Genomic DNA, 21,698 nt, shown 5'->3' on the forward strand with positions numbered 1-21,698 from the left:
CGCCAGGGGCTGCTCGCGCGCTGCGCGCTGGGGCTGGCCGGCCTGACGGCGCTGATGGCGCTTTGGTGGCTGGGCACCGACGCGCTGGCGCCGGCCGGCGGCATGGCGCGGCGTTTCGCGCCGGGCGCCACCTTCGCCAGCCTGTGGGCATTGCTGACCGGTTCGGACCTGCCGTTGCATGTGCTGGTGAGCCTGCGCCGCGTGGCGGTGGGCCTGGGGCTGGCGTTGGCGATCGGCGTGCCGCTTGGCCTGGCCATCGGCAGCTACCGCCGTCTGGAGGCGGCGCTGTCGCCCGCGATGCAGTTCCTGCGCATGATCTCGCCGTTGTCGTGGATGCCGATCGCGGTGATGGTGTTCGGGGTAGGCGACGATCCGGTGTATTTCCTGCTGACCTTTGCCGCGGTCTGGCCAATCGTGCTGAACACGGCGGCCGGCGTCCAGCAGTTGGACGCGCGCTGGATGCTGCTGGCGCAAAGCGTGGCCGCGACCCGCTGGGAGACCCTGCGCCACGTGATCCTGCCGGGCGTGCTCGGGCATATCCTGACAGGCGTGCGGCTGGCGATCGGGATTCTCTGGATCGTGCTGGTGCCGTGCGAAATGCTCGGCGTGTCGGCCGGCATGGGGTACTTCATCCTGGACACCCGCGACCGCCTGGCCTATTCGGAATTGATGGCCATGGTGTTGTTGATCGGCGCGCTGGGCTTCCTGCTGGACGCCGCGGCGCGGGGCTTGTACCGCTACTGGCGCGGGTAGAGGCCGGCGGAGCTACTTGCGCGAACTCCTGCCCGGCGGGCAGATCAGGGCGCGCAGCTTGCGCTGGACCGGGTCGCGCGCGACCGGCGCGTTCGAAATGCCGGCCACCGGCAGCGATTCCACCAGCTCCCCGGTGGCGTCCGGGCCGGCATAGTGCTGGGTCGCGGTGATCGTGTAGGTGTTGTTGGTGCAGTTGATGGTGACGGGCTGCGTCACCGAGCCGTAGGGCTGGCCATTGGCCTCGGAGACCCGCGGCTGCGCGTAGAACCATGCCACCGTCGCCAGCATCACCAGCGGCCGCTCGGTCAGTTGCACGATCGAATCGCGGTCGTAGAACACGCCGGGCATGGACTGCGGCGCCAGCGGCTGCCAGGCCGGCGCGCCGCCAAAGACGATGCCGCGGGCATCCGGCGTGGCCTGCACGGCGCTCGCCGCGCAGGCGTCGGAGGGGACCGGATCGCCTTCGCGCGCCGTCACCACGGCGCAGGCATCGGCCGGCGTGGCCGGCGCCGCGTCCCCTGCCTGCGCCCAGGCAGGTCCCGCCAGTACAGCCAGGACCAGGGTGAGTTGCGCTTGCCTTGCTGTCATGGGGTCTTTCCTGTGGCACATCGGTGTGGGGTTTCCCCAGTATAGAGAAAGAAACCATGACGGCCGGGACCCGGCGGGGAGCGCGTCGCGGGGGTATAGTCTCGTCCGTTCGACAAGCGATGCCGACGCCGTGCCACGGGGCGCCGGCCGGGGTCGGAGGAGAGGCGACGACGATGAATATCAGGGTGCTCGCCGGTGCGGCGGCCATCGCCGTGACCGGGGTGCTGGCTTACGGGTTCTACCAACTCATGCCGGAAGGCGAGCCGCTGGCGCGCAGCGAAGTCATCGGCGAGCTCGACGGCCCGCCGCTGGCCGGCTATTCGCGCACGCGGCTGTACCGCTACGGCGAACATCAGTTCCTGGTGGGGCAACTGATCGCGGGCGACAAGGATGTCACCGGCCTGGCCAAGGCGCCGGTGCTGGACGCGTTGCTGCCGATTGCCTCGGACTGCTGCCAGCCGGAGGGCGCCGCCCGCGCCGAGGCCGCCTCGGCCGATCCGGCCCAGGGCATGCTGCAGGCGGCGGCGACAGCCCGCGACGTGCGCAACCTGGTCTACGGCGGCCGTGACAATGGCCGCTATGCGCTGCTTGGCTCGATCGGCGGCGACACCGGCGTCACGCTCATCGGCGGGCCGCAGGGGCAGACCGTGTACCTGCTGGGCGGCAACGCGCGTGGCGGCGACCGGTCCGCCGGCAGCGATGTCTGGCGTTCCGACGACCAGGGCGCGCACTGGCGCTACGAGCCCGACGTGCAACTGGGCGGGCCGCGTCGGTTCACCGTGTTCCTGACGGGCGACCGGGTCATGGCGCTGGCGGACGGCGCCGGCGACGAGCGCCTGCTGGTCAGCGAGGACGGCGCGCGCCACTGGTCGGCGCTGTCCTTGCGCGAGCAGGTCTGGCCCGACGCCGACAGCTACGGCCGGGCGTTCCAGGAACACCTGGGCCCGGGCCGCGCCGCCACGGATCAACTGGCGTACGGCTGGTCGCTGTACCCGCTGGCCGCCGACCGCGCGGTCGGCTGGAGCTGGCGCGACCGCGTCACGGCCGGCGTGGCGCGCCGTATCGAGACCCGGCGCTTCGAGATACGGTTCCAGGACGGCGCCTCGCCAGCGTTCCGCATCGCCCACGACGTGGCGGCCGTGCCGCCACAGGATCCGCGCTCGCAACCGCGGGTAGGGCAAGCCGAATACGCCACCGCCGACAACCGCATCTACCGGCTCGATCCGGCCGACAGCAACTGGCACGAGCTGGCGGCCATGCCCGCGGTGCGTGGCCAGCGTACCTGGATCGGCCAGGCCTGGTTCGGCCGCAACGGCTGGGTGGTGCAGACTTATGCCGACCACCTGTTCTCGTTCAATGACTACACCCGCACCTATTTCCACACGCGCGACCAGGGCCGCACCTGGCGGCCGTTCCAGCTATCGCCGGACCAGGAGCGCGGCCTGCTCGGCCTGGACGCCGCGGGCGAGGGCGTGCTGGTGCACGTCGAGCGCGGGGGCAAGACCATCATCGTGCGCTATGCGCTGGAGTGAGACATGACGCTGACCGTGCGCGAGGCGCGGGCCGCCGACCTGCCGGGGTTGCGCGCGCTGTTCCTGGCGACGCGCCGCGAGGCCTATCCCTGGCTGGCGCCGGCCAGCCTGCGCGCAGCCGACCTGGACGCGCAGACCGAGGGCGAACGGCTCTGGGTCGCGCTGGCCGCGGACGACGCCCTGGCCGGCTTCGTGTCGCTGTGGGAGCCGGACGACTTCATCCACCACCTGTATGTGGGCTGCGCCTGGCGGCGGCGGGGCGTGGCGCGGGCGTTGCTGCGCGCCCTGCCCGGCTGGCCGTTGACGCGCTACCGACTCAAGTGCCTGCGGCGCAACGCCGCGGCGCTGGCCTTCTACCAGGCCTGCGGTTTTGTGGAAATCGGCGCGGGCACGGGCGAGGACGGCGACTACCTGCTGCTGGAATCGCGCGGCGACCAGCCGCCGCGCGCCGAGGCCTGAGCCTCGCGGCCTCAATCGGCCTGCACGTAGTCCGGATAGCGCTTGCAGATCTCGGCCACCTGGCTGAGCGTGCCCGACAGGTGCTCGCGCAGCGCCTGCTGCGCGCGCGCCGCATCGCCCGCCGCGATCGCGTCCAGCACCCGCTGGTGGTCGTCCATGATGCGCTCGGCCTTGCCGGCCTCGGGCAGGTGCAGGCGGCGCAGTCGGTCGACGTGGCCGCTGTAGCGTTGCTCCATGTCCCACAGCGCGGCGACGCCGGCGGCCGCGTGCATGTCGCGGTGGAAGGCCTGATCGGCCGCCATGAATTCCTGGTACTGGCCGGCGGCGTGGCAGACGCGCTGCCGGTCGATGCTGGCCTGCAGCCGCTGGACCAGCAGGGGGTCGGGTTGCTGCGCCAGCACGTGCACGATTTCCAGCTCGATCGACCGGCGCAGGAAATGCGCCTGGCGCGCCGCGGCGATGTCGATGCGGCTGACCACCGTGGTGTGCTGCGGATAGATCTCGACCAGGGCTTCCTCGGCCAGTTTCATGAGCGCGTCGCGGATCGGCGTCTGGCTCAGGCCGTAGGCCTCGGCCAGCGTCACGCGCGACAGCGGCGCGCCGGGCGCCAGTTCGAGGGACATGATCTGTTCGCGCAGATGTTCAAAGACTTGCGGCGCGGCGTGTCGCGAGCGGTCCAGTCTGAGCTTGGGGCTGGGCATCGGAGCGAAGTTCGGTAAAGGGGCGGGACGGGGGAATGCAGCCGCAGTGTAGCGGGTTTTCACCTAGCTGACGCACTAATGTATTAGTGTTTAAATGGTTCGGTCAATGATTTCGCCTTCTTCCTTTCACCGCATCCCAGGATCCGCTTCCCTCATGAAACGCACCTACGAAAGCCTGCGCAGCGCCGCCTGGATGGCCAAGGACGACCTGCGCTCGTTCGGCCATCGTTCCCGCATGATGCAGATGGGCTACGGCCCCGACGACTGGGCCGGTCGCCCGATCATCGCCATCATCAACACCTGGTCTGACCTGAACCCCTGCCACAGCCACTTCAAGCAGCGCGTCGAGGACGTCAAGCGCGGCGTGTTCCAGGCCGGCGGCTTCCCGGTGGAACTGCCGGCGATCTCGGTGTCGGAATCGTTCGTCAAGCCCACCACCATGCTGTACCGGAACATGCTGGCGATGGAGGCCGAGGAACTGCTGCGCAGCCACCCGGTGGACGGCGCCGTGCTGCTGGGCGGCTGCGACAAGACCACGCCGGGCCTCTTGATGGGCGCCATCAGCGCCGGGCTGCCCTGTGTCTACGTGCCCGCCGGCCCGATGCTGCGCGGCAACTGGAAGGGCAAGATCCTCGGCTCCGGCTCGGATGCCTGGAAGCTGTGGGACGAGCGCCGCGCCGGCAAGATCACGCAGGAACAATGGACCGAGGTCGAAGGCGGCATCGCCCGCAGCTACGGCACCTGCATGACCATGGGCACGGCCAGCACCATGACCGCCATCGCCGAAGCCATCGGCATGACCCTGCCGGGCGCCTCGTCGATCCCGGCGGCCGACGTCAACCACATGCGCATGTCGGCCGAATGCGGCCGCCGCGTGGTCGAGATGGTGTGGGACGACCTGACGCCGCAGCGCATCCTGTCGCTGGCCTCGTTCAAGAACGCCATCAACGTGGCCATGGCCATGGGCTGCTCCACCAACGCCATCATCCACCTGGTGGCCATGTCGCGCCGCGCCGGCCATCCGGTGGGCCTGGACGACTTCGACGCCGCCAGCCGCAAGGTGCCGGTCATCGCCAACATCCGGCCCAGCGGCGACAAGTACCTGATGGAAGACTTCTTCTACGCCGGCGGCCTGCCGGCGCTGATGTCGCGCCTGGAAGGGCACCTGGACCTGTCCGCCATGACCGTCACCGGCAAGACGCTGGGCGAGAACATCGCCGGCGCCGAGGTCTACAACGACGATGTCATCCGCAAGCTCGACACCGCCATCTACGACGAGGGCGCGCTGGCGGTCCTGCGCGGCAACATCGCGCCGGACGGCTGCGTCATCAAGCCCAGCGCCTGCGCGCCGCAATACCTGCAACACACCGGCCCGGCGCTGGTGTTCGACGACTATCCCAGCATGAAGGCCGCGGTCGACGACGAGAACCTGGACGTCACCGCCGATCACATCATGATCCTGCGCAACGCCGGCCCGCAAGGCGGCCCCGGCATGCCGGAATGGGGCATGCTGCCGATCCCCACCAAGCTGGTCAAGCAGGGCGTGCGCGATATGCTGCGCCTGTCCGACGCCCGCATGAGCGGCACCAGCTATGGCGCCTGCATCCTGCACGCCGCGCCCGAAGCCTACATCGGCGGCCCGCTGGCGCTGGTCAAGACCGGCGACCTGATCACCGTCGACGTGCCGGCCCGCAGCATCCACCTGAACGTCAGCGACGAGGAGCTGGCCGCGCGCCGCGCCGCCTGGACGCCGCCGCCCAAGCGCTACGAGCGCGGCTACGGCTGGATGTACTCGCAACACATCCTGCAGGCCGACGAGGGCTGCGACTTCGACTTCCTCGAAACCAGCTTCGGCGCGCCCGTGCCGGAACCGGAAATCTTCTGAACCCGCCATCCCCTGAATCGCTTTCCCTGGAGTTTTCCGTGTCAGACATGAATCCCGCCACCCGCGCCAAGCTGGCCGGCATCAGCACCGCCACGCTGTGCACCGCCTTGTTCAAGCGCGGCCTGCGCAACCAGTTCATCCAGGACGTGCGGCCGCTGAACGCGACGCTGCCCAACATGGTCGGCCCGGCCTTCACGCTGCGCTACATCCCGGCGCGCGAGGACCTGAACACCATCAAGGTGTTCGAGGATCGCGCCCATCCGCAGCGCGCCGCGGTCGAGACCTGCCCGCCCGGCGCGGTGCTGGTGATGGACAGCCGCAAGGACCCGCGCGCGGCCTCGGCCGGCTCGATCCTGGTGACCCGCCTGATGAAGCGCGGCGTGGCCGGCGTGGTCACCGACGGCGGTTTTCGTGACTCGCCCGAGATCGCCGAACTCGGCTATCCCGCGTACCACAACCGGCCGTCCGCGCCGACCAACCTGACGCTGCACCAGGCGCTGGACATCAACGCGCCCATCGGCTGCGGCGACGTGGCCGTGTTCCCCGGCGACATCGTGGTGGGGGACCGCGAGGGCGTGGTGGTGATCCCCGCGCACCTGGCCGACGAGATCGCGGACGAAGCGGTGGAGATGACCGCGTTCGAGGACTTCGTTACCAGCCAGGTGCAGGCCGGCGCGTCGATCCTGGGCCTGTATCCGCCCACCGACCCGGCCACCAAGGACAAGTTCGCCGCCTGGCGCAAAGAACAGGGCCGTTGAGCCCTGGCGCCGGCCGTCCGGCCGGCGACCCATGCCTATAAAACACAGAGGGCAGGAGACAAGCATGAACAAGCAACGTCGCAGCGCGCTGGCCGCGCTGCTGGCAGGACCGCTGCTGGGCGCGTGGGCGCTGCCGGCCACGGCCGCCGAGTGGCCGGCGCAGAAGCCGATTTCCTACGTGGTGCCGTTTACCGTGGGCGGCTCCACCGACGTGGTCGGCCGCGTGCTGGCGCAGAAGCTGGGCGACCGGCTGCACCAGAACGTCATCGTCGAGAACAAGCCCGGCGCGGCCGGCGGCATCGGCGCCACCTACGTGGCCAAGGCCGCGCCCGACGGCTACACGCTGTTCGGCGGCACCATCAGCACCCACGCCATCAACGCCAGCCTCTACAAGAACCTGAAGTACGACCCGGTCAAGGACTTCGAGCCGGTCTCGCTGATCGCCTACCTGCCCAACGTGCTGCTGGTCGATCCGAACCTGGGCGTGAACTCGGTGGCCGACCTGATCGCGCTGCTCAAGAAAGACCCGTCCAAGCGCACCTTCGCCTCGTCCGGCGCCGGCACCTCCACCCACCTGGCCGGCGAATTGTTCTCCAGCATGATCGGCGTGCCGCTGACGCACGTACCCTACAAGGGCACGCCGCCGGCCATGGTCGACGTGTCCTCGGGCGCGGTGACGTTCATGTTCGACCAGATGACCGCCGCCTTGCCGCTCTTGCAGACCGGCAAGCTCAAGCTGCTGGCCGTCACCACCAAGGACCGCATCTCGCTGGCCCCCGACGTGCCCACCATGCAGGAGGCCGGCGTGCCCGGCTTCCAGATGGCCTCGTGGCAGGCGGTGTATGCGCCCAAGGGCACGCCCAAGCCCATTCTCGACAAGCTGGCCGCCGAGATCGCCGTGATCGTGAAGGAACCCGACGTGCAGGAAAAGCTCGGCAAGACCATGGGCATGGAACTGGTCGGCAGCACGCCCGACGAACTGCGCGCCCTGATGGCCACGGAGATTCCGCGCTGGGCGGAGGTGGTGAAGAAGTCGGGGGCGACGGTGGAGTAGCGTCGTCGCAATGGTGGATAGTCCCCCGGGGGACGTAGGATGCGAGTCCTCCGGGGTTGGTTTCAGTGGGGCAGAATCAGGAACCGCCGCCGTCGGCGCCCCGAACGCATGATCGCAGGCAGCGTGACATTCTCGCGGGCGGATCGGTCCACCAGCGTTGCCAGTTTGTCCAGCGAATGGATCGGATGCGTATGCGCCTGTTGCTGATGAGCGTATCAATCAGAATGGGCCGGTACGGCAGCGTGTGGGGCATGTCGCAGAAGCGCGCAAAAGACGGACCGATCGTCCTTTGACCGCGCTGGTTCCAAGAGTCTAGAATAGCGACTAGGTTGGTGATGGCTGCCAATGGGCGCAAGCCTACGCCCCATCATGTAAGACCTGATTCCCACCCCGGCCTGGAGCCGGGGTTTTTGTTTTCCGCGTCCGGATTCGCCGCGTCAGGGTTTCAGGTTCAGCTTCGGCACCAGCGCGTTGAAGGCCTGTTCCTGCCGCGCCACGTCGGCCGCGAATTGCGGTTGGTCGGCATATGACGGCGTCAGGTTCTGCTTGCGCATCAGGGCCTGGAAGTCCTGCGACTGCGCCACCTGGCGCGCGGCGACGCGCCATTTCTCGATGGCGTCGGCCGGGGCCGACTTCGGCAGGCCGATGCCGCGCCAGACGCTGAACTGCAGGTCGGCGCCGCGTTCCTTCATGGTCGGCACATCCGGCAGGGTATCGAGCCGCTTGGGCGCCATCACGGCCAGGGTGCGCAGCTTGCCGGTGTCCACGTGTTGCTGCAGTTCAGCATAGGCCACGGTGGTGGCCTGCACGTCGCCGGACAGCAGGCCCATGATGGCCGGAGCGGATCCCTGGTACGGCACGTGCACGAACTTCACGCCGGTCTGCTCGCCCAGCGCCGCGGCCGCCATGTGCGGCACGGTGCCGATGCCGGCGTTGGATACCGCCACCCGCTCCGGATTCTTCCGCGCGTAGTCGAGGAATTCCTCCACCGTCTTCCACGGCGCGTCGGCGCGCACGGTGACCGACGACGGATCGTCGGTGAAGCGGGCGATCGGCTGGAAGTCCTTGACGGTGGTCTTGCCGATGCCCATCAGCGGCACCACCAGCATTTCCGGCGTCATCAGCACCAGCTTGTAGCCGTCGGGCTGGGCGTTGGCCACGTACGACCAGCCGATCGAGCCGCTGGCGCCGGGCTTGTTGATCACCACGGTCGGTTGCGCCAGCAGCGGCGGGCGCACCGCCTCGGCGATGGCGCGGGCGGTGTTGTCGCTGCCGCCGCCGGGCTGGTAGGCGACCACCAGCTCCATCGAGCGGCTGGGATAGTCGGCCGCCATCGCGGCGGGGGCGGCCGCGACGCAGGCCAGGAAGGAGAGGGCGCTGAAGGCCAGCGCGGGCAGGCGGGTGCGGGTCATGGTGGCTCCGGTATCAGTAGCCCAGGGCTGAAAGATCCGCCAGTGTCTGGCGGGTGATGGCAAGGGTGCGTTCGCGTTCGTCGCTGGCCAGGTCCAGGCGCGGCGGCTTGACGGTTTCGGCGCTGCCGGTGATCAGGTGCTCGGCCAGCTTGATGTGCTGCACCAGCTTGACCACCGTGTCCAGGTGGAACAGCGGCGTCAGCGCCGCGTACAGCTTGCGGGCGCGCTTGAAGTCGCCTTCGACCGCCAGCCGCAGCAGCTCCACCGACGCTTTCGGCACGGCATTGGCCATGCCCGAGACCCAGGCAGTCACGCCCAGCGCGGCGCTCTCCAGCACCAGGTCGTCGACGCCGCAGACCACCGCCAGGCGGTCGCCGAAGCGCGTGATCAGGTCGGTCACGCGAGTGGTGTCGTAGGATTCCTCCTTGATGGCGACGATGGTCGGCTCCTCCAGCAACTGCGCCACCAGGTCCGGCGTCAGGTCGACGCCGTAGCCGCGCGGGTTGTTGTACAGCAGGATGGGCAGGGGGCTGGCCTGTGCCACGCTGCGATAGAACGCCACCGTTTCGCGCTCGTCCGACTTGTACGTCAGGCCGGGGAACACCATCAGCCCATCGACGCCGATCTGCGCTGCCTGGCGCGCGAAGGCCGCGGCGCGCGCGGTGCCGGTCTCGGCCACGCCGGACACCACCGGCACGCGGCCGCGCACGGTCTCGACCGCGATGCGCAGCACCTCCAGCTTTTCCTCGGGCGAAAGCTGGGCGTTCTCGCCCACCATGCCCATCATCACCACGCCGCCCACGCCGTTGACGATCAGGCGCTCCAGGCCCTGGCGGATGGCGTCCGCGTCCAGCGAGAAATCGGGTTTCAGTTTGGTGGTGACCGCGGGAAATACGCCTTGCCATTGAATGCTCATGCTGCCGCTCCTGTTGCGTGATCCGCCCGGTTTGTATTGTCGGGCTATTGATTGGATATTGGATCCAAAATAAAAGGGCCAGAAAAACGAGGCGCGCGGCCTCGAACCATCGCCCCGGCGAGGGCGCAGATTTCTGTTGGATCATGGATCCAATATACTCACATTAAACGGGTTCCGGACACCGGCTGTCTCTCGGGGTTTTCCTGGGCGTGGGGGCAGGTGGAACGGATCCGCCGCCGCCCGGCGTCCGCCGGGCGGAATCCTCCACCGGATGTGACGTGTCCCAGAATTCCTCTCCCGCCAGCGCCACCCAACCCCGCGCCGCCGCCGGATCCGCCGGCCGCCTGGTGCGCAAGACCGCCGTCGACCTGGTGGTCGACGAACTGCGCGACCGCATCCTGTCCGGCGCGATCGCGCCGGGCTCCGCCCTGCGCCAGGAACTGCTGGCCGAGGAACTGGGGGTGAGCCGGCTGCCGGTGCGCGAGGCGATCCGCCAGCTCAGCGCCGAAGGCCTGGTGGACATGATCGCGCACCGCGGCGCGTACGTCTCGATGCTCTCGCGGGCCGAAGTGCAGGAGTTCTTCGACATCCGCTTGCGGCTGGAGCCCTGGCTGCTGCGGCTGGCGGTGTCGCAGCACACGCCCGAGGAACTGGACGAGGCGGCGCGCATCGTGGCGCGGATGGACAGCGCCGAACCGCAGCAGTGGGGCCGGCTCAATTGGCAACTGCACGAACTGCTGTACCGCGCCGCGCAGCGGCCGGCGGCGCTGGCCATGGTGCGCGCGCTGCATGAAAAATCCGAACGCTACTTCCGCTTCCAGATCGTCAACGCGCCGATCCGCCAGCAGGCCCACGACGAGCACAGCGCCCTGATCGCGTTCTGTCGCCAGGGCCGCGCCGGCGAGGCCGAGGCGGCGCTGGAACACCACATCGCCGAAGCCGCCGAGCAGATCCTGGCGATTGTCGATCACCTGCTCGATACGACCGCGGCGCCGGCGTAGCGGCACAGCCGACGCAACAACGCCGGCCGGGGAAACTCCCTCGGCCGGCGCACAGCGGGCGCGTGTCGCGCCCGCGCCGAGTCCGCGCGGGACTTAGTTGATCTTGATATTGCGTTCCTTCACCAGCACCTTCCACTGCGCGGTTTCCTTGGCCAGGTAGTCACGCAGTTCGTCGGGCGTACCGCCGATGGATTCGGCGCCGATCGAATCCAGCGTCGCCTTGACCTTGGGCTCGTTCAGGGCCTGGCGCATGGCGGCGTTGAGCTTGGCCACGACCTCGGGCGGCGTGCCGGGCGGCGCGAAGGCGGCGAACCAGGGCATCAGCTCGTAGCCGGGCAGGCCGCTTTCGGCCACGGTGGGCACGTTGGGCAGCGCCGCCGAGCGCTTGGCGGTGGTCACCGCCAATGCGCGCAGCTTGCCGGCCTCGATGTGCGGCTTGGCCGACGTCACGCTGTCGAACATGTAGTCCACCTGGCCACCCAGCAGGTCGGCGATGGCCGGGCCGCTGCCCTTGTAGGGCACGTGCAGCATGTCGATCTTGGCCATGGACACGAACAGCTCGCCCGCCAGGTGGATCGAGGTGCCGACGCCGGCCGAGGCGTAGGTGTAGTGGTTGGGCTGCGCCTTGGCCTTGGATATCACTTCGTCCACACTCTTGACGTCGTTGCGCGCGGGGTTGGTGACCAGCACGTTCGGTACCACCGCCAGCAGCGAGATCGGCGCGAAGTCCTTGATCGGGTCGTAGTTCAGGTCGGCGTACAGCGCCGGGTTCACGGCCATGCCGTTGGCCACGATCAGGATGGTGTAGCCGTCCGGCTTGGAACGCGCCACGCTGGCCGCGCCGATGTTGCCGCCGGCGCCGGCACGGTTCTCGACGATGAACGAGGTGTTCAGTTGCTTGCCCATCGATTCGCCCAGGGTGCGGGCGATGCTGTCCATCGCGCCGCCCGGCGGGAACGGCACGATCCACTTGACCGGCCGGTCGGGGTAGTTGTCGGCTAGGGCGGTGCCGGCGGCGCCGAGCAGGGCCAGGCCCATGCAGGCCCGGGCGAGGTGTTTAAAAGCGTGGCGCAAAACCATGTCGTGTCTCCGTGTGCTTGAATTATTTTTCCGCGCGCCGATGCGTGGCCGGCGCGCGGGAACAACCGTGGGGCAGGGCGCGTCAGCGGTCCCTGCGATAGAAAGCCAGTTTGTCTTCGTCCAGTTCCAGGCCCAGGCCCGGGCCGGTGGGGATCTCCATCTCGAAATCGGCGTAGCGCGGCGGGTTGGCGACGATGTCGTCCTTGAGCAGCAGCGGGCCGAACAGTTCGGTGCCCCACGACAGCCGCGGCAGGCAGGCAAAGCCGTGGGCCGATGCGATCGAGCCGACCGAGCCTTCCAGCATGGTGCCGCCGTACAGCGACATGCCGGCGGCGTCGCCGACGGCGGCGGTGCGCAGCATTTCGTGGATGCCGCCCGACTTGGCGATCTTCAGCGCCAGCACGTCGGCCGCGCCCAGGCGGGCGATAGCCAGCGCGTCCTCGGGGCCGTTGACGGCTTCGTCGGCCATGATGGGCACCACGAAGCGCGCCGCCAGCCGCGCCATGCCGGCCAGGTTGGCGCGCGGGATGGGTTGTTCGATCAGGTCGACGCCGGCCGCTTCCAGGCGCGCGATGGCGCCGGCCGCGTCGGCCTCGTTCCAGGCCTGGTTCACGTCCACCGTGACGCGGGCGCGCTCGCCCAGCGCCTGCTTGATGCGCGACACGTGGGCCACGTCGTCGGCCACGGCGCGGCGGCCGACCTTGAGCTTGAAGGTGTTGTGGCGGCGGCTGGCGAGCAGCGATTCGGCTTCCTCGATGTCGCGCGCGGTGTCGCCGCTGGCCAGGGTCCACAGCACCGGCAGGCTGGCGCGCACGGCGCCGCCCAGCAGGGTCGAGACCGACACGCCCAGGCGCTTGCCCTGGGCATCGAGCAGCGCGCTTTCCAGCGCCGACTTGGCGAAGCGGTTGCCGCGCGCCACGGTTTCCAGGCGCCGCATGGCGGCGTGGATGTTGGCCGCGTCCAGCCCGGCCAGCGCCGGCGCCAGGTAGGTGTCGATGGCCAGCTTGATGCCTTCCGGGCTTTCCTCGCCATACGACAGGCCGCCGATGGTGGTGGCCTCGCCGATGCCCTCGATGCCGTCGCTGCAGCGCAGGCGCACGATCACCAGCGTCTGGCGCTGCATCACGGCCATGGCGAGCTGGTGGGCGCGGATGGTCGGCAGATCCACCAGGATCGCCTCGACCGAGTTTATCGTTACCGGATTCATACTTTCCAGAGCAGGTTCTTCAGGTGACGTGCAGTATCGCTTGCGTTAGATCGCCAAGTCCAAGACTATATGGGTCTCCATTTATACCTTCAGGGTTTGGATAAACCATGGAACTCAGGCACCTGCGCTACTTCCAGGCGGTGGCGCGCGAGGGCAGCTTCACCCGCGCCGCCGAAGCGCTGCACATGGCGCAGCCACCGCTCAGCCGCCAGATCCGCCAGATGGAAGAGGAACTGGGCGTCGCGCTGTTCGAACGCACCACCCGCGCCCTGCGCCTGACCGAGGCCGGGCGCTTTCTGCTGGAGCAGTCGCGGCTGCTGACCGCAAGGCTGGACGAAGTGCTGGAGGGCACGCGCCGGCTGGGCCAGGCGCGGCGGCGCTGGTTCGGCATCGGCTTCGTGCCCTCGACGCTATACGGCTTCGTGCCCGAGCTGATCCGCCAATTGCGCGGCGCCGACGCGCAGGTGGAGGTCGGGCTGATGGAAATGACCACGCTGCCGCAACTGGAGGCGCTCAAGGCCGGCCGCATCGACCTGGGTATCGGCCGCATTTTGCTGGACGATCCGGCGATCGAGCGCCGTGTCCTGATGACCGAGCCGCTGATGGCCGCCGTGCCGCTGCGGCATCCGCTGGCCGGCTGCGACAGCGTGTCGGTCGACCGGCTGGCGCAGGAGCCGTTCCTGCTGTATCCGGCGCGGCCGCGGCCCAACTTCGCCGACCATGTGCTGGACCTGTTCCGCGCCGCCGGCCACGCGCCGCAGGTGGCGCAGGAGGCCAACGAGCTGCAGACCGCCATCGGCCTGGTGGCGGCCGGACTGGGCGTGACGGTGGTGCCGGCCTCGGTGCAGCGCCTGCAGCGGCGCGACGTGGCTCACGTGCGCATCGACGCCGAGGCCTTCGTGTCGCCGGTGATCGCCAGCTACCGCAAGGACGACGCCTCGCCGTTCCTGGCGCAGGCGCTGGCCCTGGCGGCGCGATTGGCCAAGGGGTAACAAAGCGTAGACGGAACGGTTACAGCCCGGCCGCTTGCGGCACACTACGCGCTTGCCATTCCCGTGCTTCCAATAACAACCGTCATAGGGACTCTCGCAATGCTGACCGTCAACATCCAGCACAAGGCCAAATGGCTGTTTTCCCAATTGGGGCAACTGGTCATCGCCGTGGGCCTGCTGTCGCTGGTATTCAACTATGCCTACCGCTACACGGTCGACCGCGACATCAATACGCCGGGCTTCTATCTGGCCACCGTGGCGCTGGCGCTGGTCGTGTTCCTGGCGGTCCGCAAGGACTATGTGTTCGTGAACCGATACGCCTTCAGCGACAGCGAAATCCAGGTCGGCACGCTGCTGGGCGTGAAGAAAACCTACCCCACGTCGCAATATGAATTCGTGCCGTCGCTGCACAAGGCGGTGAACGTGCCCGAGCAGAAAGCGTCGCTGTCTTTCTACGTGCGCGATGCGCAGAGCAAGAAGAACGTGCGCAACTATTCCTGGGCCGGCTTCTCGCCCGAGGATTTCCAGGCGGTTTCGCGTCTGTACGGGTATCGCGGCGAGACCGATTTCAAGCAGAAGGACTTCGGCAAACGCTAGCCGCGCGTCATGCCTTGCGGCAGACCCAGCCCTTGAACGTCAGCGCCGCGTAGAACAATTCGACGTCGGTGAAACCGGCCTCGCGCAGCAAGGCTTCATCGGCTTCGGGCGCCAGCACGGGCAGCTTTTCCCGCATTGCCTGCATGCCGCTGCGCGCCTGTTCGGCGGGCACGCCGGCCGCCACCACGAAGGCGGCGTTGCGCGCCAGCCAGGCGTCGCGTCGTTCGAGCGGAAAGCTGTGGTGGGCGACGATGAACGGCGCGCCGGGCCTGAGGCGGCGCGCGACCTCACGGACGGTCCTGAGGCGTTCGGCGGCGGGCAGGAAATGCAGCGTCAGCAGGCAGGTGGCGCCGTCGAAAGGGCCTTCGGGCGCGTCGTCGATATAGCCCTGGTGCAGCGCGGCGCGCGGGGCCAGGTCGCCCAATGTGGCGGTGGCCTGGCGCAGCATGTCGGCCGACGGATCGACGCCGTCCAGGCGCCAGCCTGGCCGCGTCTCGGCCAGCGTCCGCAGCTCCAGCCCGCCGCCGGCGCCGAGTACCAGGAGGCGGCCGTCGTCCGGCGCCTGCTCGGTCATCAGCAGGCCGATCATGCGGTGCAGGTCGCGCAGGCCGGGGACGTGGCGCGCGACCCGTTCGGCGTAGTCGTCGGAGGCGCCGGGCGTATTGGTAAAGGACATCGATGACTCCGGGCGGGACGGCGGCCAGGGCGGCGCGCCGTTATCATGAAACATATGATGTTGCATGATGGCCCCGGCGTCAAGCGGCGTGGCGACGACCGCGACCGGCCTTGGGGGTGACTCGGGGACCGCCGCCCGCAGGGAGATTCAAGCCGAGCGGCTTGGGGAATTCAGGCCGCGATGGAGAGCGCCCGCGCCGCGCCGGGAAAGTCCGGCAGCACGATATCGCAATGGCCGGGGCGGACCCAGCGCACCCGCTCGCGGGTGGCGTCGATGCAGCCGCCTTCGGCGTACACGCCCTGCGGGTCGCGGATCCGCATCATGCGTTCAAGGATGATGGCGGTGGCCTCGGGGTCGGCCAGGGTCTCGTGCACGCGTTCCTTGACGATCTGTTCATCGATATGGCGCTTGCCCGCGGCGTCGGTGCGCAGGCCGTGGCGCCAGTGGTAGATCTCGACGCACTTGGACGTCAGCGTGTACGGCGCGCCGCGTTCCCAGAAATTGTTGAACAGGCCGCCGCCCAGGTAGAACACCCAGGACCCTTCGTAGCCTTCGACGTCCGACGATTCGGCGTCGGGGTTGCGGAACCAGAGCCTGTCTCCCGGTACGTAGAAACGCTGCGGCAAGGGCGCGTCGAGCGCGCCGTATTCGTGCAGGAAGGTGTCGTGGAAACTGCCGGACATGACCGCGCGCGTTTCCCATTGGCGCTGCAGCCGGCGGCCGAGCTCGGGGTTGGCGGTCTGCAGTTCCTGCGCGATGCCGAGCACGGTGACGTATTCGGTGGCGCGGTAGCACGAGAACGAATACAACTGGCCCGAGGCCTCGGGCTGGGTGGCCTTGCGCAGCCCGTCGATCAGCGAGCGGCCCGGCAACACTGTGAAGCCGCGCACCTCGTCGTAGGTCCAGTAGTCCTCGGGCCGCTCGGCGTGTTCGGTGTCGAAGGCCAGCGCGGTCTTGCCGGCGGCCTGCACGATGTAGCGACGGATGCGCACGGCCGAGGCCAGTTCCGCCACGCTGGGGAAGTCGAAGGCGACCGGGCTGGCCAGCATCGCCAGCACGATCTCGCGGTCCAGGTCGGCTTCGTTGGCGTCGGTGCGCAGGCTCAGCGCCCGCGCCACGCCGGTGGTGTCGTGGTCGGGCAGGTAGCTGGCGGCGAAGCCAGGGGTGAGCGCGGCATGCACGCCGGTGGCGCCGGTTCGCGCCTGGCAATTGGTGGCGGCGCGCAGCCCAAGGTCGGACAGGAAGCGTTGCGTCGTTTCCAACGCCTCGGCGGCGTGGATGACAATTCCGCCCTGATCGGGAGAAGGCTGCTGCGGGGATGACGGCATGGAATACGAACCGGAAGACAACGGACAGATTATGGATAAGCGCACACGGGGCAGAGTTCCCGTCAAGCTGCAAAGGCGCGTGAATATCTGTTTCAGGCCGTGCCGGCTCGTGGAAGCCATCCCGTGGGGTCTGATCGATTGTAGGGGTGATGCCTTAATATCAGCTGTATGAATACGGCTCGCCAGCCGCAAGATTGTCATGGCGCTGTCACGCGCTAGGGCATCCGGCGCCTGGCATGACAGGCCGGCACGGTGCCGGTCCGAGACTGGATTGACGTCGGGAGGCGACGCGCAGATGATCCATCCCTTGTCCGCCGGCGTGATGGCCTTGTATCAGGCGCATGCGGCGGCGTTCGAGCGCGACCGCGGCGCCGCGTTGATCGAGCGCGCCTGGCTGGCCGACTTCCTGGCGGCGTTGCCGACGGCCACGCCGCGGGTGCTGGACATCGGCTGCGGCACCGGCGTGCCGATCGCCGGCCACCTGATCGAGCACGGCTGCCGGATTACCGGTGTCGATAGTTCGACCGCATTGCTGGCGCGCGCCGCCGCGCGCTTTCCCGAACAGGCGTGGATCGCCGCGGACATGCGCCAACTGCCTTGCGCCGGGCCGTTCGACGGCCTGATCGCGTGGCACAGTTTTTTCCATCTGTCGCCCGAGGACCAGCGGCCCATGTTCGCGCAGTTCCGGCGCCTGGCGGCGCCGGGCGCGGCGCTGATGTTCACCAGCGGCACGACGCTGGGCGAGGCCATCGGCCAGCTCGACGGCCAGCCGCTTTATCACGGCAGCCTGGACAGCGCCGAATACCGCGAGCTGCTCGCGGCCAACGGCTTCGAGGTATTGCGCCACGTCGAATGGGACGCCGCTTGCGGCAACGCGACGGTGTGGCTGGCCAGGCGGACCTGAGCCAGGCGGGGCGACGGGCCGTCAGGTCATAGATGCGGATCGCGCAGGATCGCCCGGATCCTGAGGAAGGCGTAGGCGGCGCAGCCCAGCGCGATCAGCACCACGAGCCAGGCATACGCCTTCTTGCGCTGCTTGTTGGACCAGGCGCTATCGTAGGTGGCCACCGGATCCCACAACACCTTGCCGTCCATCTGGCGCACCCCATGAACCCTGATGGGCACGTGCACGCTGAACATCTGGCCCTCGTAGACGTTCTTCAGGTCGTTCGGCTCGCGGTCGGTCAGCAGTTCCAAGGTCCGTGGCAGGACGAGGCCGGTCACAACGGCGCCCGCCTCGAACGCCACGTCGGGATAGTCGTTCGAGAAATAGCAAAGAGGCCTGTAGCCGCTGTTCTGCCGGGAGCTGGCGGTCCGCGTGTAGGGGCATCCGGCCAACTTGTCCACGCGCACGACGACGGCGTGCAGCGTGGCGGGATCGGGCGGCAGGTACGCCTTGTTCGCGGCGTCGAAGAGATCGCGGGACAAAATCAGTAGCATCAGGCAGAGGAACAGTGCACTTAGCGGGCGCTTGAAGCGCGCCTTGATCTCGCTCCATTCGCTCATTGGCCTGGCCTCTTCGATTGCCGTATTGTGGTGGGCGGGGGGAGGCGCGCGAATTCGAGCGGCGCATACTCGGTCATCAGTTCCGCCACCCAGTCGATGAACACCCGCAGCTTGGCGCTGACGTGGCGGTTGGGCGGGAAGGCGATGTAGAGCGGCATCGGGTCCAGTTGCCAGTCCTCGAATAGCGGCATGAGCTCGCCGCGCGCGGCATGTTCGCGCGCCATGTAGTCGGGCAGCCACAGCACGCCCATGCCCGCCAGGCCCGCCGCCAGATAGGCGTTGCCGTCGTCCACCGCGACCACGTAGCGGCCGTGTGCGTGGACGCGTTCGTCGCCGCGCCGCATGGCGTAGGGCAGGGGCTTGCCGCTGCGCGACCAGAGGAAGCCGACGATGCGGTGGTGGCTGTCCTCGAGGTCGCGCGGATGCGCGGGCGCGCCGGCCCGTTGCAGGTAGGCGGGCGCGGCATAGACGCGCAATTGCAGGTCGCCGACGCGCCGCGCCATCAGTGACTGGTCGGTCAGTTCGCCGCCGCGCACCACGCAGTCGACGTTTTCGCCGATCACGTCGACGATGCGGTCGCTCACGCCCATGTCGAGCTGAATATCCGGGTAGCGCGCGTGGAAGGCGGGCAGGGCGGGCACCAGGATCATGCGCGCCAGCGGGCTGGGCACGTCGACCCGCAGGCGGCCGCGCGGCACGGACGCGGCCACGGACAGGCTGGTTTCGGCGTCGTCCATGTCGGCCAGCAGCCGCAGCACGCGCTCGTAGTAGACCGCGCCGTCGGCGGTGACGTTGACCTTGCGGGTGGTGCGGTTGAGCAGGCGCACGCGCAATCGCGCCTCGAGCTGCTGCACCAGTTGCGTGACGCTGGTCTTGCTCATGTGCAGCGTCTCGGCCGCTTTGGTGAAGCTGCCGGTTTCCACCACGCGGGCGAAGGCCTGCATTGCGTCGAAACGGTCCATCGCCACTCCATGGGATCAGGGGATTGTTTGCATTTTACAAACAGTGATGGACAGGCTTGCCCGTTTATCGGCGGCGGCGCCGTCCGTACAGTGCCTGCATCATCAATACGGGCTTCAAGGCCCGGGACAGGAGAATGAGTATGGCAACGCGTGATGTGGTTTTTCCGGCCGGGCGCCAGGCGCTGTATGAACGCAACCGCTATTCGCCGGCGGTGCGGTCGAATGGCTTTCTGTTCGTGTCGGGCCAGGTGGGCAGCCGCGAGGACGGCTCGCCCGAACCCGATCTGCAGGCGCAGGTGCGGCAGGCGTTCGACAACCTGAACGCGATCCTGAAGGCGGCGGGCGCCAGCTTCGAGGACGTGATTGACGTGACGGTGTTCATGGTGGATCCGGCGTCCCGCTTCGAGACCATCTGGCAGGTGGTGCCGGAATACTGGGGCCAGGCGCCGCATCCGACGCTGACGGCGGTTGGCGTGACCTGGCTGTACGGCTTCGATTTCGAGATCAAGGTGATCGCGAAACTGCCGCGGGACGCCTAGCCGGCCCTGGCGGCGGGGCAAGAAAAGCGACGGGGCAGGCCGGCGGGATCGCCGGGCCTGCCCCGTTTTGCGTGCCTCGTCGTATCAGCCGCGCAGACGCGCCACGGCTTGCGCCAGGTCTTCCTGCTTGCGGATCAGGTCGGCCTCGACCTGGTCGCGCGGGGTGCGGGTGTCGTCGCGGTGGCTGGTCAGGTCGGCCGCGCGCAGCAGGCCCATCAGGTCCTGGGTGCGGGTCTGGGTGGTGGGCGTGATGCGGCTCTGGTCGACCAGCTTGCCCTTGATGAACTTGCTCACCAGGGTCGACATGGTGCTGGACTCGGTGAACGAGGCCTTGGCCAGTTCGCCGTCTTCGTAGGCGATGTCGGTGCGGTTGCTGTAATCGTCGCGGATCTGGTGGAACGCGTAGTTCTGCGACTCGGGGTCCTTGGTCAGGTTCAGCTTCTGATCGGGCGAGAGCGCGCGGTGGAAGCTGGCGTTCAGCGACGATTGCTGCTGTTGCGTGATCGCCAGGTCGAGCTGGGGCCGGCCGCTGGAGGTGGTGTTCTGCGAGGTCTCGTAGGAGAAGGTGTCGAATTCGCGCGGCTGCAACGGATTGGACGCGACCGGCGCCTGGTTGATCGAGGCGGAGAAGTCGGCCAGGCCGGACAGCATGGTGCGATGCACTTCGGCCGGCATGCCCAGGCGCGTCGTGGTCTTGCCTTCCGGCGCCCAGTCGCCGTAGCTCTTGTGCAGGTCCGCGAAACCCGACTTGAACAGGGCCATCAGCGTGGCATCGCCTTCGCCGCGCTTCTGGGCGCTGTCGAACTTGCTCAGGTAGTTGTTGATGGCGGTCGTCTGCTGCTGGGCGCTGCCGAACTGGCTGGGCTGGCTGGCGTCGACGTTGATCTGGGCCGAGCCGGCCACGGTCTTGACCGTCAGCGAGCGTTGACCCGCGTCGGCCTGGAAATTGAAGCTGACGCGGTCGGGGCCCTCGGCGCCGACCGTGGCTTCCAGCGACACCGACGACAGCACGCTGGTGTTGAACTTGGCCAGCGCGCCCAGCGCCAGCTTGGGCGGCACCGAGGCCAGGCCATCGACGGCGTCCTGGAACGATTTGGACAGGCCGGCGATGGCGCTGCGTTCTTCTTCGGTGAGCTTGGCATCGCCCACGTCGATCTGCACGCCCAGGCCCTTTTCATTGCTTTCCAGGGTCACCGTGACCTTGGCGCCGCTGGCGGTGGTGATGCGCAGCGAGACCGAGTTGTCGGCCACGGCCGCGCCCTGGGGCGCGGCGATGCCGTCCACCGGGGCGGCGGCGCGGGCCGAGGGGATCGTCAGCGCGTAGTTGCCGCCATCGTTCTGCATGCGGCCCAGCAGGGCCGCGGCCAGGCCCTTGAACTGGCCGGTCAGCGAGGAGGCGCGGACGTTGTCGGACATCAGCGAGGAGAGCGCGTCGGGTTCCTGCACCTGCCCGGCAGCGACCGACTCGGGAGAATAGGTCAGCACGTTGGTCGGCTGGCCCAGCGTCACCGAGGTGGACGCGGGGATGTCGGGGCTGCGGTTGACGGTGGTGACGCGGGACACCCCGGTCGCCGGCGCCTGCGGGGCGATGACGAGCGGCGGGGTGTAGCTGGAGATCGTGGTCATGTCAGTGGTAGTCCTGGCGGGCAACAACTGCCCAATGAGGCTTGCCGGGGAGTATCACCATGACTAACGGCGGGCGCGGCGAAAAATTAATCTGCCGGTGATATTTATTTTTGCTTTTTTGAAGGC

General features: G+C 68.4%; 22 protein-coding genes. 11 read left to right on the forward strand and 11 right to left on the reverse strand.

Going from position 1 to position 21,698, the window contains the following annotated elements; all coding sequences use genetic code 11:
• The first annotated feature begins 9 nt into the window (after nt 1-9).
• Nucleotides 10-753: an ABC transporter permease gene (locus tag HV783_RS18160; RefSeq protein WP_175189640.1), complete on the forward strand. Its 744-nt coding sequence runs from the start codon at nt 10-12 to the stop codon at nt 751-753.
• 12 nt (nt 754-765) lie between these two features.
• Here the strand turns inward: HV783_RS18160 and HV783_RS18165 are convergent, their stop codons facing one another.
• Nucleotides 766-1,341 (reverse strand): surface-adhesin E family protein, encoded by a 576-nt coding sequence (locus tag HV783_RS18165; protein WP_144657501.1) that lies wholly within the window; start codon nt 1,339-1,341, stop codon nt 766-768.
• 173 nt (nt 1,342-1,514) lie between these two features.
• Here HV783_RS18165 and HV783_RS18170 point away from each other — a divergent pair, with 173 nt between their 5' ends.
• Both HV783_RS18170 and HV783_RS18175 read left to right on the forward strand, forming a co-directional pair.
• Complete coding sequence (locus HV783_RS18170; RefSeq protein WP_116791137.1) at nt 1,515-2,873, forward strand: hypothetical protein; 1,359 nt, start codon at nt 1,515-1,517, stop codon at nt 2,871-2,873.
• A gap of 3 nt (nt 2,874-2,876) precedes the next feature.
• Nucleotides 2,877-3,332 carry a GNAT family N-acetyltransferase gene (locus HV783_RS18175; RefSeq protein WP_144657499.1) on the forward strand — a complete coding sequence of 152 codons (456 nt, stop codon included), beginning with the start codon at nt 2,877-2,879 and terminating at the stop codon, nt 3,330-3,332.
• A gap of 11 nt (nt 3,333-3,343) precedes the next feature.
• Here the strand turns inward: HV783_RS18175 and HV783_RS18180 are convergent, their stop codons facing one another.
• The gene (locus HV783_RS18180) at nt 3,344-4,033 is read right to left on the reverse strand and encodes a GntR family transcriptional regulator (RefSeq protein WP_054504235.1); all 690 of its coding nucleotides are present in this window, start codon (nt 4,031-4,033) and stop codon (nt 3,344-3,346) included.
• 154 nt (nt 4,034-4,187) lie between these two features.
• On the opposite strand from HV783_RS18180, the gene araD reads away from it, so the two are divergent.
• The 3 genes from araD to HV783_RS18195 all read left to right on the forward strand — a co-directional run bounded on the left by araD (nt 4,188) and on the right by HV783_RS18195 (nt 7,730).
• Nucleotides 4,188-5,918, forward strand: a complete 1,731-nt coding sequence (gene araD / locus HV783_RS18185) for an L-arabinonate dehydratase (RefSeq protein ID WP_054504234.1) — start codon at nt 4,188-4,190, stop codon at nt 5,916-5,918.
• A 47-nt stretch (nt 5,919-5,965) separates the two neighbouring features.
• Nucleotides 5,966-6,676: a ribonuclease activity regulator RraA gene (locus HV783_RS18190; RefSeq protein WP_049073996.1), complete on the forward strand. Its 711-nt coding sequence runs from the start codon at nt 5,966-5,968 to the stop codon at nt 6,674-6,676.
• A 64-nt stretch (nt 6,677-6,740) separates the two neighbouring features.
• The gene (locus HV783_RS18195) at nt 6,741-7,730 is read left to right on the forward strand and encodes a Bug family tripartite tricarboxylate transporter substrate binding protein (protein ID WP_144657497.1); all 990 of its coding nucleotides are present in this window, start codon (nt 6,741-6,743) and stop codon (nt 7,728-7,730) included.
• Nucleotides 7,731-8,167: 437 nt separating this feature from the next.
• Here HV783_RS18195 and HV783_RS18200 read toward each other — a convergent pair whose 3' ends face one another.
• Complete coding sequence (locus tag HV783_RS18200; protein WP_064525366.1) at nt 8,168-9,142, reverse strand: tripartite tricarboxylate transporter substrate binding protein; 975 nt, start codon at nt 9,140-9,142, stop codon at nt 8,168-8,170.
• Nucleotides 9,143-9,155: 13 nt separating this feature from the next.
• Nucleotides 9,156-10,058: a dihydrodipicolinate synthase family protein gene (locus HV783_RS18205; protein WP_175189616.1), complete on the reverse strand. Its 903-nt coding sequence runs from the start codon at nt 10,056-10,058 to the stop codon at nt 9,156-9,158.
• A gap of 278 nt (nt 10,059-10,336) precedes the next feature.
• Between HV783_RS18205 and HV783_RS18210 the strand changes: the two genes are divergently transcribed.
• Complete coding sequence (locus HV783_RS18210; protein WP_374700862.1) at nt 10,337-11,059, forward strand: GntR family transcriptional regulator; 723 nt, start codon at nt 10,337-10,339, stop codon at nt 11,057-11,059.
• A gap of 93 nt (nt 11,060-11,152) precedes the next feature.
• Here the strand turns inward: HV783_RS18210 and HV783_RS18215 are convergent, their stop codons facing one another.
• Together HV783_RS18215 and HV783_RS18220 are read right to left on the reverse strand one after the other, a co-directional pair.
• Nucleotides 11,153-12,139, reverse strand: coding sequence for a Bug family tripartite tricarboxylate transporter substrate binding protein (locus HV783_RS18215; protein ID WP_175189617.1), 987 nt, complete (start codon nt 12,137-12,139; stop codon nt 11,153-11,155).
• An 82-nt stretch (nt 12,140-12,221) separates the two neighbouring features.
• Nucleotides 12,222-13,346: a muconate/chloromuconate family cycloisomerase gene (locus HV783_RS18220; protein ID WP_020927815.1), complete on the reverse strand. Its 1,125-nt coding sequence runs from the start codon at nt 13,344-13,346 to the stop codon at nt 12,222-12,224.
• A 107-nt stretch (nt 13,347-13,453) separates the two neighbouring features.
• Here HV783_RS18220 and HV783_RS18225 point away from each other — a divergent pair, with 107 nt between their 5' ends.
• Together HV783_RS18225 and HV783_RS18230 are read left to right on the forward strand one after the other, a co-directional pair.
• Nucleotides 13,454-14,338 (forward strand): LysR family transcriptional regulator, encoded by an 885-nt coding sequence (locus HV783_RS18225; protein WP_175189618.1) that lies wholly within the window; start codon nt 13,454-13,456, stop codon nt 14,336-14,338.
• A 99-nt stretch (nt 14,339-14,437) separates the two neighbouring features.
• The gene (locus tag HV783_RS18230) at nt 14,438-14,935 is read left to right on the forward strand and encodes a hypothetical protein (protein WP_064525357.1); all 498 of its coding nucleotides are present in this window, start codon (nt 14,438-14,440) and stop codon (nt 14,933-14,935) included.
• A 7-nt stretch (nt 14,936-14,942) separates the two neighbouring features.
• Here the strand turns inward: HV783_RS18230 and HV783_RS18235 are convergent, their stop codons facing one another.
• Nucleotides 14,943-15,611 carry a class I SAM-dependent methyltransferase gene (locus HV783_RS18235; protein ID WP_064525354.1) on the reverse strand — a complete coding sequence of 223 codons (669 nt, stop codon included), beginning with the start codon at nt 15,609-15,611 and terminating at the stop codon, nt 14,943-14,945.
• Nucleotides 15,612-15,781: 170 nt separating this feature from the next.
• Nucleotides 15,782-16,939, reverse strand: a complete 1,158-nt coding sequence (locus tag HV783_RS18240) for a TGL-type protein-glutamine gamma-glutamyltransferase (protein WP_175189619.1) — start codon at nt 16,937-16,939, stop codon at nt 15,782-15,784.
• 295 nt (nt 16,940-17,234) lie between these two features.
• Between HV783_RS18240 and HV783_RS18245 the strand changes: the two genes are divergently transcribed.
• On the forward strand, nt 17,235-17,843 hold the full coding sequence (locus HV783_RS18245; protein ID WP_054504229.1) for a class I SAM-dependent DNA methyltransferase: 609 nt from the start codon (nt 17,235-17,237) through the stop codon (nt 17,841-17,843).
• Between the two features lie 26 nt (nt 17,844-17,869).
• Here HV783_RS18245 and HV783_RS18250 read toward each other — a convergent pair whose 3' ends face one another.
• Together HV783_RS18250 and HV783_RS18255 are read right to left on the reverse strand one after the other, a co-directional pair.
• Nucleotides 17,870-18,445 (reverse strand): hypothetical protein, encoded by a 576-nt coding sequence (locus tag HV783_RS18250; protein ID WP_064525347.1) that lies wholly within the window; start codon nt 18,443-18,445, stop codon nt 17,870-17,872.
• Nucleotides 18,442-19,407, reverse strand: a complete 966-nt coding sequence (locus HV783_RS18255) for a LysR family transcriptional regulator (protein ID WP_064525344.1) — start codon at nt 19,405-19,407, stop codon at nt 18,442-18,444. Before HV783_RS18255 ends, HV783_RS18250 begins: the two co-directional genes overlap by 4 nt.
• Before the next feature lie 140 nt (nt 19,408-19,547).
• Between HV783_RS18255 and HV783_RS18260 the strand changes: the two genes are divergently transcribed.
• Nucleotides 19,548-19,946 (forward strand): RidA family protein, encoded by a 399-nt coding sequence (locus tag HV783_RS18260; RefSeq protein ID WP_100504811.1) that lies wholly within the window; start codon nt 19,548-19,550, stop codon nt 19,944-19,946.
• Nucleotides 19,947-20,030: 84 nt separating this feature from the next.
• On the opposite strand, the gene HV783_RS18265 is transcribed toward HV783_RS18260, so the two are convergent.
• On the reverse strand, nt 20,031-21,572 hold the full coding sequence (locus HV783_RS18265; protein ID WP_175189620.1) for a hypothetical protein: 1,542 nt from the start codon (nt 21,570-21,572) through the stop codon (nt 20,031-20,033).
• Between the last annotated feature and the right edge of the window lie 126 nt (nt 21,573-21,698).

Source organism: Achromobacter dolens, assembly GCF_902859745.1.
GTDB classification, from domain to species: Bacteria; Pseudomonadota; Gammaproteobacteria; order Burkholderiales; family Burkholderiaceae_B; genus Achromobacter; species Achromobacter dolens.

Bases quoted from the DNA above. Each gene is read 5' to 3' on its own strand.
- HV783_RS18255 (WP_064525344.1), bottom strand. From the start codon at position 19,407: ATGGACCGTTTCGACGCAATGCAGGCCTTCGCCCGCGTGGTGGAAACC.
- HV783_RS18260 (WP_100504811.1), top strand. From the start codon at position 19,548: ATGGCAACGCGTGATGTGGTTTTTCCGGCCGGGCGCCAGGCGCTGTAT.
- HV783_RS18200 (WP_064525366.1), bottom strand. From the start codon at position 9,142: ATGACCCGCACCCGCCTGCCCGCGCTGGCCTTCAGCGCCCTCTCCTTC.
- HV783_RS18170 (WP_116791137.1), top strand. From the start codon at position 1,515: ATGAATATCAGGGTGCTCGCCGGTGCGGCGGCCATCGCCGTGACCGGG.
- araD (WP_054504234.1), top strand. From the start codon at position 4,188: ATGAAACGCACCTACGAAAGCCTGCGCAGCGCCGCCTGGATGGCCAAG.
- HV783_RS18190 (WP_049073996.1), top strand. From the start codon at position 5,966: ATGAATCCCGCCACCCGCGCCAAGCTGGCCGGCATCAGCACCGCCACG.
- HV783_RS18195 (WP_144657497.1), top strand. From the start codon at position 6,741: ATGAACAAGCAACGTCGCAGCGCGCTGGCCGCGCTGCTGGCAGGACCG.
- HV783_RS18220 (WP_020927815.1), bottom strand. From the start codon at position 13,346: ATGAATCCGGTAACGATAAACTCGGTCGAGGCGATCCTGGTGGATCTG.
- HV783_RS18250 (WP_064525347.1), bottom strand. From the start codon at position 18,445: ATGAGCGAATGGAGCGAGATCAAGGCGCGCTTCAAGCGCCCGCTAAGT.
- HV783_RS18265 (WP_175189620.1), bottom strand. From the start codon at position 21,572: ATGACCACGATCTCCAGCTACACCCCGCCGCTCGTCATCGCCCCGCAG.
- HV783_RS18245 (WP_054504229.1), top strand. From the start codon at position 17,235: ATGATCCATCCCTTGTCCGCCGGCGTGATGGCCTTGTATCAGGCGCAT.
- HV783_RS18240 (WP_175189619.1), bottom strand. From the start codon at position 16,939: ATGCCGTCATCCCCGCAGCAGCCTTCTCCCGATCAGGGCGGAATTGTC.
- HV783_RS18230 (WP_064525357.1), top strand. From the start codon at position 14,438: ATGCTGACCGTCAACATCCAGCACAAGGCCAAATGGCTGTTTTCCCAA.
- HV783_RS18180 (WP_054504235.1), bottom strand. From the start codon at position 4,033: ATGCCCAGCCCCAAGCTCAGACTGGACCGCTCGCGACACGCCGCGCCG.
- HV783_RS18175 (WP_144657499.1), top strand. From the start codon at position 2,877: ATGACGCTGACCGTGCGCGAGGCGCGGGCCGCCGACCTGCCGGGGTTG.
- HV783_RS18235 (WP_064525354.1), bottom strand. From the start codon at position 15,611: ATGTCCTTTACCAATACGCCCGGCGCCTCCGACGACTACGCCGAACGG.
- HV783_RS18215 (WP_175189617.1), bottom strand. From the start codon at position 12,139: ATGGTTTTGCGCCACGCTTTTAAACACCTCGCCCGGGCCTGCATGGGC.
- HV783_RS18165 (WP_144657501.1), bottom strand. From the start codon at position 1,341: ATGACAGCAAGGCAAGCGCAACTCACCCTGGTCCTGGCTGTACTGGCG.
- HV783_RS18225 (WP_175189618.1), top strand. From the start codon at position 13,454: ATGGAACTCAGGCACCTGCGCTACTTCCAGGCGGTGGCGCGCGAGGGC.
- HV783_RS18205 (WP_175189616.1), bottom strand. From the start codon at position 10,058: ATGAGCATTCAATGGCAAGGCGTATTTCCCGCGGTCACCACCAAACTG.